Source organism: Bacillus sp. NEAU-242-2, assembly GCF_027853835.1.
In the GTDB taxonomy this organism is placed as follows: Bacteria; Bacillota; Bacilli; order Bacillales; family Bacillaceae; genus Bacillus; species Bacillus velezensis.
In genome coordinates, this window is the sequence record NZ_JAPNNY010000001.1 from 413,146 (window position 1) to 428,017 (window position 14,872).

13 protein-coding genes and 1 riboswitch are annotated in these 14,872 nt (G+C 50.4%); all 13 genes read right to left on the reverse strand.

The window, feature by feature from the left end:
• Position 1: 1 nt before the first annotated feature.
• The gene (cysC, locus tag OWN49_RS01500; protein WP_003154363.1) at positions 2–595 is read right to left on the reverse strand and encodes an adenylyl-sulfate kinase; all 594 of its coding nucleotides are present in this window, start codon (positions 593–595) and stop codon (positions 2–4) included.
• Between the two features lie 13 nt (positions 596–608).
• A complete protein-coding gene (gene sat / locus OWN49_RS01505) occupies positions 609–1,757 on the reverse strand; it encodes a sulfate adenylyltransferase (protein WP_024085289.1) in 1,149 nt (382 codons plus the stop codon).
• A 48-nt stretch (positions 1,758–1,805) separates the two neighbouring features.
• Positions 1,806–2,870, reverse strand: coding sequence for an inorganic phosphate transporter (locus tag OWN49_RS01510; protein ID WP_003154367.1), 1,065 nt, complete (start codon positions 2,868–2,870; stop codon positions 1,806–1,808).
• A gap of 12 nt (positions 2,871–2,882) precedes the next feature.
• Positions 2,883–3,584, reverse strand: a complete 702-nt coding sequence (locus tag OWN49_RS01515) for a phosphoadenylyl-sulfate reductase (protein WP_003154369.1) — start codon at positions 3,582–3,584, stop codon at positions 2,883–2,885.
• Between the two features lie 127 nt (positions 3,585–3,711).
• Positions 3,712–3,816: riboswitch (SAM riboswitch) on the reverse strand.
• 101 nt (positions 3,817–3,917) lie between these two features.
• Complete coding sequence (gene pyrE / locus OWN49_RS01520; protein WP_007611309.1) at positions 3,918–4,550, reverse strand: orotate phosphoribosyltransferase; 633 nt, start codon at positions 4,548–4,550, stop codon at positions 3,918–3,920.
• Entirely contained in the window at positions 4,547–5,266 is a 720-nt protein-coding gene (gene pyrF / locus OWN49_RS01525) for an orotidine-5'-phosphate decarboxylase (protein WP_077722181.1), read from the reverse strand. Before pyrF ends, pyrE begins: the two co-directional genes overlap by 4 nt.
• The gene (locus OWN49_RS01530) at positions 5,235–6,170 is read right to left on the reverse strand and encodes a dihydroorotate dehydrogenase (RefSeq protein ID WP_003154377.1); all 936 of its coding nucleotides are present in this window, start codon (positions 6,168–6,170) and stop codon (positions 5,235–5,237) included. The genes pyrF and OWN49_RS01530 overlap by 32 nt, the downstream gene beginning before the upstream one ends.
• A complete protein-coding gene (locus OWN49_RS01535; RefSeq protein ID WP_003154380.1) occupies positions 6,170–6,940 on the reverse strand; it encodes a dihydroorotate dehydrogenase electron transfer subunit in 771 nt (256 codons plus the stop codon). The genes OWN49_RS01530 and OWN49_RS01535 overlap by 1 nt, the downstream gene beginning before the upstream one ends.
• Positions 6,937–10,152 (reverse strand): carbamoyl-phosphate synthase (glutamine-hydrolyzing) large subunit, encoded by a 3,216-nt coding sequence (gene carB, locus OWN49_RS01540; protein WP_071391856.1) that lies wholly within the window; start codon positions 10,150–10,152, stop codon positions 6,937–6,939. Before carB ends, OWN49_RS01535 begins: the two co-directional genes overlap by 4 nt.
• A complete protein-coding gene (locus tag OWN49_RS01545; RefSeq protein WP_077722180.1) occupies positions 10,137–11,231 on the reverse strand; it encodes a carbamoyl phosphate synthase small subunit in 1,095 nt (364 codons plus the stop codon). Before OWN49_RS01545 ends, carB begins: the two co-directional genes overlap by 16 nt.
• The gene (locus OWN49_RS01550) at positions 11,228–12,514 is read right to left on the reverse strand and encodes a dihydroorotase (RefSeq protein ID WP_176283312.1); all 1,287 of its coding nucleotides are present in this window, start codon (positions 12,512–12,514) and stop codon (positions 11,228–11,230) included. Before OWN49_RS01550 ends, OWN49_RS01545 begins: the two co-directional genes overlap by 4 nt.
• Positions 12,498–13,412: an aspartate carbamoyltransferase catalytic subunit gene (locus tag OWN49_RS01555; protein WP_070081798.1), complete on the reverse strand. Its 915-nt coding sequence runs from the start codon at positions 13,410–13,412 to the stop codon at positions 12,498–12,500. The genes OWN49_RS01550 and OWN49_RS01555 overlap by 17 nt, the downstream gene beginning before the upstream one ends.
• A gap of 141 nt (positions 13,413–13,553) precedes the next feature.
• On the reverse strand, positions 13,554–14,864 hold the full coding sequence (pyrP, locus tag OWN49_RS01560) for a uracil permease PyrP (protein ID WP_007409727.1): 1,311 nt from the start codon (positions 14,862–14,864) through the stop codon (positions 13,554–13,556).
• Positions 14,865–14,872: the final 8 nt, after the last annotated feature.

Consider the following 14,872-nt stretch of genomic DNA (forward strand, 5'->3'; position numbering starts at 1 on the left):
ATTATGCTAAGCTGTTTTTCACAAAGTCAACCAGTCTTCCGGTGCATTCTTCACGTTCAAATTTGCCTGAATCAAGTACGAGCTCAGGCGCTTTCGGCTCTTCATACGGTGAGTCGATCCCCGTAAAGAACGGAATTTCACCATTTCTTGCTTTTTTATATAAACCTTTCGGATCGCGCTTTTCACATATATCGAGGTCGCATTTCACGTAGATTTCATTAAATTCGCCCTCTGCCACAAGCTCTCTCACCTGATCTCTGTCCTCACGGAAGGGAGAAATAAAAGCCGTGATGACGATGGTTCCCTGCTGAACGAAAAGCTTCGCCACTTCCCCGATGCGGCGTATATTTTCCTTGCGGTCATCATCGGAAAAACCTAAGTCCTTGTTTAAGCCGTGGCGGATGTTATCACCATCAAGCACAATGACTTGATAGCCCTGTTCAAACAACTCGCGCGCTGCGGCGTTTGCAATTGTGGATTTCCCTGAACCGCTTAAGCCCGTCAGCCAGAGGATAGAGCTTTTATGCTTGTTTTTCTGCTGGTATTCTTCTTTCGTTATTGAGGCTTCATGCCATACGATATCACGATTTGTCACTCTATTTTCCTCCTTAAGAAACGCCTGCTTCTTCTTTCGTTTTCAGCCCTTTAATCAACACCTCGACAACTTCAGGACGGCTGAATTCCGCCGGCGGCATGACGCCGCTTCGCAGCATTTCTCTGACCTTTGTTCCTGACAGAATGACGTGGTCTTCTCTGTCATGAGGGCATGTTTTGGCCGTTCCCATGTTGCCGCATTTCTGGCAGAAGAAGCTGTGCTCGAATTTCATCGGTGTAATCCCGAGTTCATCCGCTGTAAATTGATCAAACAGCTCTTGCGCTTCATATGTGCCGTAGTAATCACCGACGCCGGCATGATCGCGGCCGACAATAAAATGCGTGCAGCCGTAGTTTTTGCGGACAAGCGCGTGGAAAATGGCTTCTCTCGGCCCCGCATACCGCATAGCCGCCAAAAACACGCCGAGGAAAACGCGGTCTTTCGGATAATAATGATCGAGAAGCACTTGGTAGCTTTCCATTCTGACATCCGCCGGAATGTCATCTGATTTTGTTTCACCGACGAGCGGGTTCAAAAACAGGCCGTCAACCGTCTCAAGCGCGGTTTTTTGGATATATTCGTGGGCGCGGTGGACCGGATTTCTCGTTTGGAAACCGACGATGGTTTTCCAGCCCTTTTCTTCGAAGCTTCGTCTTGTATCGGCAGGTTCAAATGTAAACTCAGGAAACTGCTTTGACGCTTTTTTAATTAATGTGATCGGCCCGCCGACATACGTATCGCCGCGTGAAAATAATTTTTTCACGCCCGGATGCGCGGCATCATCGGTTTTATATACGTGAACGGCTTCTTTTTGTTTATCCGGCGTATAAATATCTTCGATGTCGACGACGCCGTATGTTTCTCCGCCGTAAGTCAGTTTCACCGTGTCGCCGACGGCAAGCTCAGCCGCTTTTTCTGAATCGACCGGAAGCGTGATCGGCAGGGACCAGACAACCCCTGATGCCAGACGCATATTTTCAACGACTGATACGTAATCTTTTTCTGTGAAAAATCCTTCAATCGGGCTGTACCCCCCGATCCCGATCAGCTCTAAATCAGCGAACGAAATCAAATCAAGCTCAATTTCTTTGTGGACGGATGTAAGATCATACTGCTCATTCACCCGATTAATTAATGTTCCTCCGTGCGGTGCTAAACTCATAATACATGATTCCTCCCAGTTAACAGATAAATAAACTCAGATTAATAGTTAAATGCCCCCGCCTTGTTCATGGACAGAGCGTTTCTCTTTTCGGATGGCTTTCATCAGACTGGCGGCTCCGCCAGCTGCCAAAAGTACGCTGGCCATCATAAAGATGGAATAATAATCTCCTTTTAACAGCAGGGAAACAAGCAGATACGAAATCGACAGTGACAAAAACGGTGAAACGACCCAAACTTTGAGCATCGTTTTCACGACTTCTTTATGAAAAACGTTCGGCCCGTTTTTGGCCATTCCGATACCGATAATTGATGATGATGTGACTTGCGCCAATGGGACCGGCAGACCGAAGACGGAACTGATAATGACAAGCCCCGCGCCGGTTCCTGAAAGCAGTATGCCTTCTCCGGCTGAAAACCTCGTAATCTTTTTCCCGTTGGTTTCAAGCACTTTACGTCCTAAAAGCAGAGCGCCGAGAGCGACAAAGATGCCTCCGTACAGCGTTCCTTTTGACACGCTGAGTACGCCCGCTGCCACCAAAGGGCCCACCGCATTTGCGACATTGTTCATTCCGGCTGAAAAAGCTTCCCAAAACCCCGCAAAAAGCAGCACAATCCCTAAAATCTTCTGTTTCCGTTTCGAAATGACTCGAATATTCAGAGAACTGAATACCTTCGATACGAGAAAAGTGAAACAGAACGCGACGAACGGTACGAGCACCCAAAAAATCACGATGACCAAAAGATGCTGTAAAAACAATACTTTGTACGCGACGCCGACACCGACAATCGCCCCGACAGTGACCTCACTCGTCGACAGCGGAATGCCGAGCACATTCGCCGTGAATAACGATAGCGCCGCCGCTCCGATTATAATGCAGACAATGGTGAGCGTAATGGTTTGTTCGGGAATGATTCCGCCGCTGATCGTCTTAACGACTTCACCGCCGCCGATAACCGCCCCTGACAGGACTCCGGCCGCGCAGATGATCAGCGCATACGTTTTCTTTTTAACGGCGCCGGACCCGTAAGCAACTCCCATTGATGCCGCGGCTCCGCTGGCTCCGATATTCATGGCAAAAAACAGACAGAATAAAATAGCGGCTAATTCCATCGGGCAGCTCCTTTATTCATGCAGTCCGCATTCTGTTTTCGCCATGCCGTTCCATCTGCCGCTCCGCAAATCTTCCGCGGTAAACGCAGGTGAAGTGCACGGTTCACAGCCGATGCTCGGATACCCCTGATCATGGAGGATATTGTAATCCAGCTCATGCTTGGAAGTATATCTCCAGATGTCTTTCCATGTCCAATGGATCAGCGGGCATACTTTAATCGATTGAAACTTGTCGTCTTTATTCAGGAAATTCGTATTCGCCCGGCTCGGCCCTTGATCCCGGCGAAGGCCGGACAGCCATGCCGGATGCCCTGCGAGTGCTTCTCTTAACGGCAGAATTTTTCTGATGTAGCAGCACTGGTTCGGTTCTCTTTCCCACAGTTTATCTCCGTGAGCCTCGGCCTGTTCCTCGAGAGTAAGGCTGGGCTTTTTCAGGATAATGTTCAGCCCCGGGTAACGTTCTTTCACTTTTTCGATCGTTTCATATGTTTCTTTAAAGTGAAGACCCGTATCGAGAAACACGATTTCCGCGTCTTTCTTTACTTTAGAAATTAAATCGATCAGGACGATGCCCTCAATCCCGAAGCTGCACGCGTAAACAAGCTGGTCTCCGTAGTGGCCGTATGCCCATTTTAAAACGGACAGCGCGCCTTTATAGGAATCGTCTTCCGGAAATGTAATCGCCGGCTCTTCCCATGTGTCATACGTTAGCATTTTTTCTTTCCTCCTCCCGGAGACAATCAAACAGCTGTTGTTCTCTGCCGGTTGTCTTATCCCTCAATCTTTTTTTTATATAAAAAACTTTCAATCCAGCGGAATGAAAGACAGTGACCCGGTATAGCCCTTATCTTCAAAATGCTGTGCATTTTTCTGGATGCGGCACCTTGCAATACACGCAGGTTGCCGGGCGTCATCGGTCCAGTCCCTCAGCCGCTCTTGATAAGCTTTTTAGATTTGTACTAAATTTTAGCACAATTCTAACAGAAGTCAACCCGAGTTTTTTGATAGGAATAATAAAACAGGCCCTGAGGCCTGTTTTTATTGTCATTATTTTTTAAACCAATCTTTTGACTCGGGATTCAGTTTCCATGATTTCAGTTTTTCAATGTCAGCTGAATGAATCGTTCCGTTTTCAAGCGCGACTTCAATCAGCGTGTCATAATCGGTTAACGAGTAATAAGGAAGACCCGCTTTTTTAAAGGCTTCTTTTGCTTTCGGCAGTCCGTATGTAAAAATGGAAATGACGCCGAGGACTTCCGCGCCCTCTCTTTGAAGGGCCGCCGCTGCTTCAAGCACGCTGCCTCCGGTAGAAATCAAGTCTTCAATCACGACTGTTTTTTGTCCTTTCTTAATGGCGCCTTCTATTTGATTTCCTTTGCCGTGCGCTTTCGGTTTGCTTCTGACGTAGCACATCGGCGCGCCTGTACGGTCTGCGAGAAGCGCAGCATGCGGAATGCCCGCCGTTGCAGTGCCCGCGATCATCTCCGCCTCGGGGAAATGCTCCTTCAGCAGTTTGCCGAGCCCGTCCGCCACATCATTTCTCACTTTTGGATACGACAATGTCAGACGGTTGTCACAATAGATCGGTGATAAAATGCCGCTCGCCCACGTAAACGGCTCATTCGGACGTAAAAAGACAGCTTCAATGTGTAATAGATGTTTTGCGATAGCCTGTTTCATCGGCGAACGCCCTCCCATTCCAGTTTAATTGCTTCATATGCTTTAACGGGGTTTTCCGCTTTTGTAATTGAGCGGCCCACGACGATGGCTGACGAACCGTTTTCTTTCGCAAATGACGGAGTCGCCGTCCGGACTTGATCGTCAGCTGCGTCACTGGCCGTGCGGATGCCCGGCGTGACTGTCAGAAATGAAGGCCGGACCGCTTCATAAATGGCTTTTGTTTCATGGACCGAACATACCACTCCGTCCAGCCCGCACTCTTCCGCCATTTTGCCGTAATGCACAACCGTTTCTAACAGCGGCTTATGCAGCAGAAGCTCTTCCTTCGCCACCTGCTCTGAAGTGCTGGTCAGCTGAGTCACCGCGATTAAAGACGGGCGTTTTCTGCCTGCCGGCGTGCCTTCTTCAAGCCCCTCAAGGGCCGCGCGCATCATGCGTGCGCCCCCTGCCGCATGCACATTGACGAGATCAACGCCGAGGCGGGCCAGCCGCTTCATCGCTTTATTGACCGTAGTCGGGATATCATGAAGCTTTAAATCTAAAAATATATCACAGTTCCGTTCTTTTAATTGGTGAATGATGGCGGGGCCTTCCTGATAAAAAAGTTCCATCCCCGTTTTGACAAAGAGCCTTTCCTTTTCAAACAAGTCTAAAAACGTTAAAGTCTCTTCCCCTGATGCAAAATCAAGCGCGATGATGGGCAGGTTGTTTTTCATGTTTCCAGCTCCTTCCGATGCATTCACTTACAGATTGAAAGCCGTGTTGGCGCAGCACACGGGGGAGCTGTTCTATGATTTCCGGGCAGACGAACGGATTGACGAAGTTCGCCGTGCCGACGGCAACCGCACTCGCTCCCGCAAGAAGAAATTCTAATGCATCCTCTGCGGTCTGAACGCCGCCCATCCCGATAATCGGAATTTGAACGGCCTGGCTGACTTCGTATACCATCCGGATGGCGACCGGTTTGATCGCCGGGCCTGACAGTCCGCCCGTTTTATTTGCTAAAATCGGCCGGCCCGTCTTGAGATCGAGCCTCATCCCGATGAGAGTATTAATCATCGTCAGACCGTCAGCACCGGCCGCTTCAATCGCTTTGGCAATTTCGGTTATGTTTGCGACATTAGGCGAAAGCTTCACATACACAGGCACTGCGGAAACTTCTTTCACCGCTTTTGTCAGTTCGGCCGCCATGACGGGATCAGTACCAAAAGCAATCCCCCCCGTTTTGACATTCGGACATGAAATGTTAAGCTCAAGCGCATGCACATTCGGCGCTTGGCTGATGTGCTCGGCCACTTCTTTATAGTCGTCCACCTGAGAACCGGCGACATTTGCGATAATCGGCGTGTCAAATTGTTCGAGCCAAGGCAGCTCATGATTGAGCACATGCTCAAGGCCGGGATTTTGCAGTCCGATGGCATTCAGCATTCCCGCGCTTGTCTCCGCCACTCTCGGTGTCGGATTTCCGAAGCGGGCTTCGTTCGTCGTTGCTTTAATCATAATGCCTCCGAGGCATGATAAATCGTAAAATCCGGCATATTCTTTCCCGAAACCGAAACATCCGGAAGCGGGGATGATCGGGTTTTTCAATTGGAGACCCGGCAGATTCACCTCTAACATTACAGCGCCACCTCCTCAGCTTTAAATACAGGCCCGTCCAGGCAGACCTTTACATAGGATGTATCGCTTTCACCCGTGCGGCACACGCAGGCGAAGCAGGCCCCGATGCCGCAGCCCATCCGCTCTTCCATCGAAAGATAAACCTCTTTATGGCCGTACTGCTGCTTCAGAGCTTTCAGCATCGGTGTCGGTCCGCAGCTTAGCAGGACATCGAATTCGAGCTGCTTTTCACGGATGACATCGGTGACAAATCCTTTCTCTCCATATGTTCCGTCAGCCGTCGCCACATAGGTGTCTCCGTACGCACGGCATTCCTGTTCGTAAAAAACATCCTTTGCTGATTGAAATCCAAGCACATGAATGACGTTTACGCCTTTTTCCGTCAGGCGCTTTGACAGTTCCTGCAAAGGCGGAACCCCCACTCCGCCTCCGACTAACAGCGCGGTTTTGCCGGGTTCAATCCGCCGGACGGGAAATCCGTTGCCGAGAGGGCCGAGAACGTCTATCCTGCCGCCCTCTTTTTTCCCGGACAAAAGACGCGTTCCCTCACCGTCAGCTCTGTAGATAACGGATACTTCATCCGCGGCGAAATTGACGTCCGCAATGCTGAGCGGTCTTCTTAATAGCGGTGTGACCGCGTCACTCACCTTCAGATGAAGAAATTGACCCGGCTCGGTAAGGTGCCGGACAAGCTCTCCTTTCAGCACCATCTTATAAATCCGGTCGGCAATTTCTAAGTTGGATTGAACAGTCAAATGCGCTTTTTTCATATCGTGACTGCCGCCTTTTGATTGGTTTCGGATGCAGGCATATGATCCGCCCGGAATGTCATGCTTTCCAATACCCGCAAAATGGCTTCGGCCGTATCTAAAGATGTCAGGCAGGCGACTCCGTTCTCAACGGATTCGCGGCGGATTCTGAAGCCGTCTCTGGCCGGCTGTTTGCCCTTTGTCAGCGTATTGATGACAAATTGCGCTTCGCCGTTTCTGATCACATCGAGCAGATTTTTCCCTTCTTCGCCGATTTTCCCGACGACTTGAGCCGGAATCTGAGCGTCTTTCAAATAAGCCGCCGTTCCTTCCGTCGCCAAGATTTTATAGCCGATGGCGTGGAACCGCTTGGCGATCAGCAGTCCTTCTTCTTTATCTTTATCAGCAACGGTCAACAGCACTGAGCCGTAGTTCGGGATTTGAATGCCAGAGGCAATCAGCGCTTTATAGAGCGCTTTTTCCAAGGTTGAATCTTTGCCCATGACCTCTCCCGTCGACTTCATTTCAGGGCCTAACGTAATATCCACTCTTCTCAGCTTCGCGAATGAGAAGACAGGCGCTTTCACGAATACCCCCTGCTGTTCAGGCTGCAGCCCCTCTTGATAGCCGAAATCAGCAAGCTTTTGGCCGAGAATGACCTTTGTCGCCAGATTCGCCATCGGAATCTTAGTGATTTTGCTTAAGAACGGCACGGTTCTGCTTGACCGCGGATTTACCTCAAGCACATACACCTCACCTTGCGAAAGTACGAACTGGATGTTCAGCAACCCGATGATGTTAAGGCCTTTTGCCAAGGCTACAGTGTATTGTTCGATTTTTTTCTTAATGTCTCCGCTTAAAGACTGAGGCGGATAGACGGCGATTGAATCCCCTGAATGGACGCCGGCCCGCTCGATATGCTCCATAATTCCCGGAATAACGACTGTTTCGCCGTCAGATACGGCATCGACTTCGATTTCTTTCCCCGTCAGATAACGGTCGATTAACACCGGATGCTGCGGGTTGATTTTGACCGCATTTTTCATATAGTGAAGGAGCTCTTCTTCGTGATAGACGATTTCCATCGCCCGGCCGCCGAGCACATACGAAGGGCGGACAAGTACCGGATAGCCGATGGATGCAGCGATTTTGACCGCTTCGTTCACCGACACGGCGGTTTTTCCGAGCGGCTGCGGCACATTCAGCGCCTCAAGCGCCTGCTCGAACTTATCCCGGTCTTCCGCACGGTCTAAATCTTCAAGTGATGTACCGAGGATTTTGACGCCGCGGGCGCTCAATTCTTCCGCAAGGTTGATCGCCGTCTGGCCGCCGAATTGGACAACAACGCCTTCCGGCTGTTCCAAATCGATGATGTGCATGACATCTTCTACCGTCAGCGGTTCAAAATACAGTTTGTCTGATATGCTGAAATCAGTGGACACCGTCTCAGGGTTGTTGTTGATAATAATCGCTTCATAGCCTGCCTGCTTGATGGCCCAGACAGAATGAACGGTCGCATAGTCAAATTCGACGCCCTGTCCGATGCGGATCGGGCCGGAACCGAGGACGACGACGCTTTTTCTTGATGTTACCTCAGACTCGTTTTCTTCCTCATATGTGCTGTAAAAATACGGGGTTTCTGATTCGAATTCCGCCGCGCATGTATCCACCATTTTATATACAGGCTTGATGGCTGCTTCTTTTCGCATTTGATACAGCTCTTGTTCCGGCATATTCCATTCCCGGCTGATATATTTGTCGGAGAAACCGAGTTCCTTCGCTGTCTGCAGGACGGCGAGGCTGCCTTTTTCCGCTTTCAGCTCGGTTTCAAAAGCGACCAGCTTAGAGAGCTTGTGCAAAAAGAATACGTCAATTGCGGAAAACTCATGAAGCTGCTCCACTGTGTAGCCTCTTCTGAACGCTTCTGCGAGATAAAACAGCCGTTCATCTCCGGCCTTTCTGATCCGTTTTTCCAAAAGCCCGTCAGAAATCTCTTCCGCATCCTTCAGTTCCAGGTGATAGACATCGGCTTCCAGTGAGCGGACCGCCTTTAACAGCGATTCTTCAAGGGTGCGTCCGATGGCCATGACCTCTCCGGTGGCTTTCATTTGCGTCCCGAGCCTGCGGTTTGCCGACTCAAATTTGTCGAACGGCCAGCGCGGGATTTTAGAAACGACATAGTCAAGCGCGGGCTCAAAAGCCGCATATGTTTTTCCCGTTACGGGGTTCATCATTTCATCAAGAGAAAGCCCGACTGCGATTTTCGCCGCAAGCTTTGCGATCGGGTAACCCGTCGCTTTTGAAGCGAGGGCAGATGAGCGGCTCACCCGCGGATTCACTTCGATAATGTAATATTGGAAGCTGTCGGGATCGAGCGCGAGCTGAACATTACAGCCGCCTTCAATGCCGAGCGCGCGGATCAGCTTTAATGAAACATTGCGCAAAAGCTGATATTCCCGGTCGCTCAAAGTCTGGCTCGGGGCAACGACGATGCTGTCGCCCGTATGGATGCCGACCGGATCGATATTTTCCATATTGCAGACGACGATCGCGTGATCTCTGCTGTCTCTCATGACTTCATATTCGATCTCTTTGTAACCGGCAATGCTTTTTTCCAGAAGGCACTGATGAACGGGGCTGAGCTTTAATCCGTTTTCGACGATCTCTTTCAGTTCTGCTTCATTAGAGCAGATGCCGCCGCCCGTTCCGCCTAATGTGTAAGCGGGGCGCACGATAACCGGAAACCCGATCCGGCCGACAAATTCCTCGGCTTCCTGTAAAGTGCGGATGATCTCACTTTCCGGCACCGGTTCATTCAGCTCATTCATCAGCGTACGGAATAAGTCGCGGTCTTCCGCCTGCTGGATGGCGGACAGCTTTGTGCCGAGCACTTCCACTCCGCATTCCTCAAGAACCCCGAGTTCAGACAGCTCGACGGCAAGATTCAGTCCGGTCTGTCCGCCCAGAGTCGGCAGGATGGCGTCCGGCCGTTCTTTTCTGATAATACGCGTGAGAAACTCCGGCGTCAGCGGTTCTATGTATACCCGATCAGCCATTTCCGTATCCGTCATAATCGTTGCCGGATTCGAGTTGACGAGAATAACTTCATAGCCTTCTTCCTTTAAAGCGAGACACGCCTGTGTGCCCGCATAATCAAATTCCGCCGCCTGTCCGATAATAATCGGGCCTGATCCGATCACTAAAATCTTTTTAATATCTACGCGTTTTGGCATACCGCTTCCCCTTCTTTCTCAGTTGTTTCGATCAAGTCAATGAATCTGTCAAATAATTGATTGGCGTCTTCCGGCCCCGGTGAAGCTTCAGGGTGGTACTGAACCGTAAATGCCGGCAATGTTTTATGCTTGAGTCCTTCGATCGTTTGATCATTGATCGCAATATGCGTCACTTCAAGCTCTGTCTCATCTATTGAAGAAACTGTATATCCGTGGTTTTGGGCTGTTAAAGCGACTTTCCCTGTCGCAAGCTCTTTAACCGGATGATTGGAACCCCTGTGTCCGAATTTCATTTTTTCCGTTTCCGCTCCCGATGCCAGCGCAAATAATTGGTGGCCGAGGCAGATTCCGAATAACGGCACCTTCCCGAGTATGCCTTTTATCATTTCAATGGCTTCCGGCACATCTTTCGGATCTCCGGGTCCGTTAGAAAGCATGATGCCGTCCGGCTTGAGCTGAAGCACTTCTTCCGCCGTTACATTGTACGGTACAACGATGACATCGCATTTTCTTTTGTTTAACTCTCTTAAGATGCCGTGCTTCATACCGAAATCGACGAGCACGATGCGTTTGCCGCGGCCCGGACTCGGATATGCCGTTTTCGCCGATACTTGAGCGACTTGATTTCTCGGCAGTTCCGTTTCTTTCAGCCTTGCAAGAACCTCTCCGACATTCTCCTCACTTGAAGCAAACGTTCCTTTTAATGCGCCGGCCGTGCGGATCATTCTGGTGAGTTTTCGCGTGTCGATCCCTTGTAAGCCGGGGATATTTTTCATTTTCAGATACTCGTCAAGCGTGTAAGCCGAACGCCAGTTGGAAGGCAGCTCGCACAGTTCTTTTACGATCAGCCCTTTTACAAAAGGAGTGATGGATTCAAAGTCATCTCTGTTAATTCCGTAGTTGCCGATCAGCGGATACGTCAGCGTCACGATCTGCCCGCAGTAAGACGGGTCTGATAAAATTTCCTGATAACCGGTCATTCCCGTGTTGAATACGACTTCACCCGCAGTATGCTCCAGGCTCCCGAATGCTTCACCCTCAAATACCGCTCCATTTTCCAGCACTAGTCTTCTTTTCATTTGACGAGTCTCCCTTCTTCGTATGCAAGTTTACCGGCAGCCATCGTTGCAACAGGCCAGCCGAAGCACTTCATCTTGTTGAATGGCGTATTTTTTCCTTTAGATAAAAATGTATCTTTGTCAATGGCCGCTTCTTTTTCCAGATCAATCAGGGTGATGTCAGCCGGCGCCCCCGGTGCAAGCGTTCCGTACGGAAGACCGAATGCCTCGCAAGGTTTTACCGTCATGAAATCAACCAGCTGCTTCAGCGTCCACGCCCCGTTTTTCACAAAATGTGTGTACAGAAGCGGAAAGGCAGTTTCTAAACCGACGATACCGAAAGGCGCAAGCTTCATGTCCGTGTTTTTCTCTTCTTCTGTATGCGGCGCATGGTCAGTGGCGATGAAATCAATCGTACCGTCTAAAAGCCCTTCAATCAGCGCCTCTCTGTCCTCTTTGCTGCGAAGCGGCGGATTCATCTTAAAATTGGTATCAAGTCCCGGGATATCTTCGTCACAAAGCAGCAGGTGGTGCGGCGATACTTCGGCCGTCACGCGGATTCCCGCTTTTTTTGCGTCTCTTACGGCTCTGACGGATTCTTTCGTGCTGATATGACACACGTGGTAATGGCAGCCCGCCGCTTCCGCCAGCAGGACGTCACGGGCAATATGTACCGCTTCACAAATGGAAGGTATGCCGTTCAGGCCGTTCGCTTTTGAAAAAGATCCTTCATGCACGCTTCCGCCGTAAATAAGCGAGTTATCCTCACAATGAGCGACAATCGCTTTATTTATTGAAGCCGCCCGTTTCATGGCTTCATACATCATTCCGGCCGTCTGAACGCCGACGCCGTCATCGGTGAAGGCGAATGCGCCCGCTTCATGAAGCGCCTCAAAATCTGTCATTTCTTCGCCGGTTTGTCTGATCGTAATCGATGCGTAAGGAAGGACCCTGACAGATGAGGTTTCTTTGATCCTGTTTTGCAGCCATTCCATCTGCTCTTTCGTATCCGGCACCGGTCTTGTATTCGGCATGGCGGCGACTGTGGTAAAACCGCCGCGCACCGCGGCTTTAGAGCCCGTCTCAATGGTTTCTTTTTTCTCGCCGCCCGGTTCTCTGAAGTGGACATGAAGGTCTACGAGCCCAGGTGAAACGAACAGTCCCTCAGCGTCGATCACCGTTTCTCCGTCTTTCGCTGTCAGAAGCCCGGTTTCCGAAATGAATTCACCCGTTACCCGGATATCCTGTGCCGCTTTTTCTCCCTGTTCATTTAACATCCAGCCGTTTTTAATGAGATAAGACATAAGCCGCTTCTCCCCTTTTCACATTGGTTTGCAGTGCTCTTTTTAATACTGCCATTCTGATATACACACCATTTTCCATTTGTTTAAAGATTCTTGATTTTCCGCATTCCACTAATGTTGTGTCAATTTCGACTCCTCTGTTCACCGGTGCGGGATGCATGATGATGGCATGCCGCTTCATGCTCTCCGCCCGCTTTGCGGTCAGCCCGTATGCTTCCAGGTAGCCTTTTTGGTCGGCTTCTGTCTGATGCCTTTCATTTTGGATGCGGAGCAGCATGACGACATCTGAAGCTTGTATGGCTTCATCCGTCTGAACACAGGTGCCGAAGGCGTTTTTCTCATCCTGCCACTGCGGCGGACCAGAAAACAGCACACGTGCGCCGAGCCTTGTCAGCACCTCGGCATTTGACCTTGCCACCCTGCTGTGTTTGATATCGCCATGAATGGAAACCGTCAGGCCCTGAAAGGTCTCAAATTCCTCTTGAATCGTCATTAAATCGAGCAATGACTGAGTCGGGTGCTGGCCGCAGCCGTCGCCGGCGTTTAAGATCGGAATATTGACTCTGCCGGTCAGATCTTTGTAATATTCATCCGTGCTGTGCCTGATGACGCAGGCATCCGCTCCGATTGATTCCAGTGTTTTGACCGTGTCGTATAAGGACTCGCCTTTTTGAACGCTTGTGCTCGTGCCGTCTAAGCTGAGCACGTTCATCCCGAGTTTCTTTTCCGCCACTTCAAAGCTGAACCGCGTTCTCGTGCTCGGTTCAAAAAACAGATTCGCAACGAATTTTCCCGCGAGATCGGGACGGACTGCACCCTCTTTTATCGCTTTTGCCTCTCGCAGCAGTTCTGTAATTTCAGCCGCGCTCAGTTCAGACATCGCCGTTAAATGATTCATGTTTTTTCTCCTCCGTTTCCGCTTGAAGGCCGTAAAAAACACCCCGGTCTATAGACTCGGGGTGCGGTTAAAGAGAGAAGAGCCGTACAGCTTCTTCCCGTTATAACCCTTCCAAGCCTCTCTGGACTTTCTTTAAAAGGTTTACATATGATTTTGTTTTTCTGATGCAATCGCGTCTTCTTCATTTGCATGCGGCAGGATAAGGTTCAGGATGACTCCGACGATTGCCGCAAGCGCCATGCCGGATATTTGGAACCCGCCTTTTGATACTTGAATAAAAGCCCCTCCGACGCCGATCACGAGGATGACGGATGTGATAATTAAATTCCGCTTGTTTTCATAATCAATGTTGTTGTCAATCAGCATTCTTAAGCCGCTGGAGGCGATAATTCCGAAGAGCAGGAAGGAAACGCCTCCCATAACCGCGGACGGAACAGAGCTGATCAGCGCTGAAACTTTGCCGATAAATCCGAAGCACAGCGCAATCACTCCCGCGCCGCCGATGACAAAGACGCTGAAAACTCTCGTAATTGCCAGGACACCGATGTTTTCGCCGTATGTTGTCGTCGGCGGGCCGCCGATTAACGAAGCGATGATCGTCGCTACGCTGTCCCCCATTATGGAGCGGTGCAGTCCCGGCTTTTTAATGAAATCCTGTCCGACAACTTTACTCAGCACCATTTGGTGGCCGATATGTTCTGACATCGTCACGAAAGCGACCGGCACCATCGCAGCGGCAATGCCCAATGTCACTGACGGCGTGTAGTCTTTGAAAGGGATGATAAATTCAGGAACGGCGAACCATTTTGCATCAATGACCGGCTGAAAATTGACGATGCCCTGTGTCAGCGCAAACAGATATCCGCCTATAATGCCGATCAATACCGGAATCAAGCTTAAAAATCCCCGTAAAAAGATGGCGCAGATAATGGTGATGGCCAAAGTGACGCCGGCTACACTGAAATGTTTCAGGCTGTAGACGAGTTCCTTCGCATTCGGATCAGCATACATTGCCATATTGACGGCTGTGCTTGCCAGTCCGAGGCCGATGACGATGATGACCGGCCCGACGACCACGGGGGGCAGCAGCTTCATCAGCCACCCCGTTCCAAGCTGCCTGATGAGCAGTGCGATCAGGCCGTACACAATCCCCGCCAGGAAAGCGCCGACCATGGCAGCCCCCGGCCCTCCCGTCGCCTTCACCAAGATAATCGGTGATATAAAGGCGAATGATGAGCCGAGATAAGCGGGAATCTGGCCTTTTGTCACCAAGAGATAGGCGAGTGTCCCGATTCCGCTCGTGACAAGCGCCACTGCCGGGCTCATTCCGACCAGTTTCGGCACGAGTATGGTTGAACCGAACATGGCGAATAAATGCTGCAGGCTGAATGACAGCCAGGACAATGGATTGGGGACGTCCCTGACTCCCAGGTTTACTTTTTTCTTACTCATGGCGTTTT

Coding starts and splice junctions, on each gene's coding strand:
- pyrP (WP_007409727.1), bottom strand. CDS start 14,864: ATGAGTAAGAAAAAAGTAAACCTGGGAGTCAGGGACGTCCCCAATCCA.
- pyrF (WP_077722181.1), bottom strand. CDS start 5,266: ATGAAAAACAACCTGCCCATCATCGCGCTTGATTTTGCATCAGGGGAA.
- OWN49_RS01545 (WP_077722180.1), bottom strand. CDS start 11,231: ATGAAAAGAAGACTAGTGCTGGAAAATGGAGCGGTATTTGAGGGTGAA.
- carB (WP_071391856.1), bottom strand. CDS start 10,152: ATGCCAAAACGCGTAGATATTAAAAAGATTTTAGTGATCGGATCAGGC.
- OWN49_RS01530 (WP_003154377.1), bottom strand. CDS start 6,170: ATGTTAGAGGTGAATCTGCCGGGTCTCCAATTGAAAAACCCGATCATC.
- sat (WP_024085289.1), bottom strand. CDS start 1,757: ATGAGTTTAGCACCGCACGGAGGAACATTAATTAATCGGGTGAATGAG.
- pyrE (WP_007611309.1), bottom strand. CDS start 4,550: ATGAAACAGGCTATCGCAAAACATCTATTACACATTGAAGCTGTCTTT.
- OWN49_RS01535 (WP_003154380.1), bottom strand. CDS start 6,940: ATGAAAAAAGCGCATTTGACTGTTCAATCCAACTTAGAAATTGCCGAC.
- OWN49_RS01555 (WP_070081798.1), bottom strand. CDS start 13,412: ATGAATCATTTAACGGCGATGTCTGAACTGAGCGCGGCTGAAATTACA.
- OWN49_RS01510 (WP_003154367.1), bottom strand. CDS start 2,870: ATGGAATTAGCCGCTATTTTATTCTGTCTGTTTTTTGCCATGAATATC.
- OWN49_RS01550 (WP_176283312.1), bottom strand. CDS start 12,514: ATGTCTTATCTCATTAAAAACGGCTGGATGTTAAATGAACAGGGAGAA.
- OWN49_RS01515 (WP_003154369.1), bottom strand. CDS start 3,584: ATGCTAACGTATGACACATGGGAAGAGCCGGCGATTACATTTCCGGAA.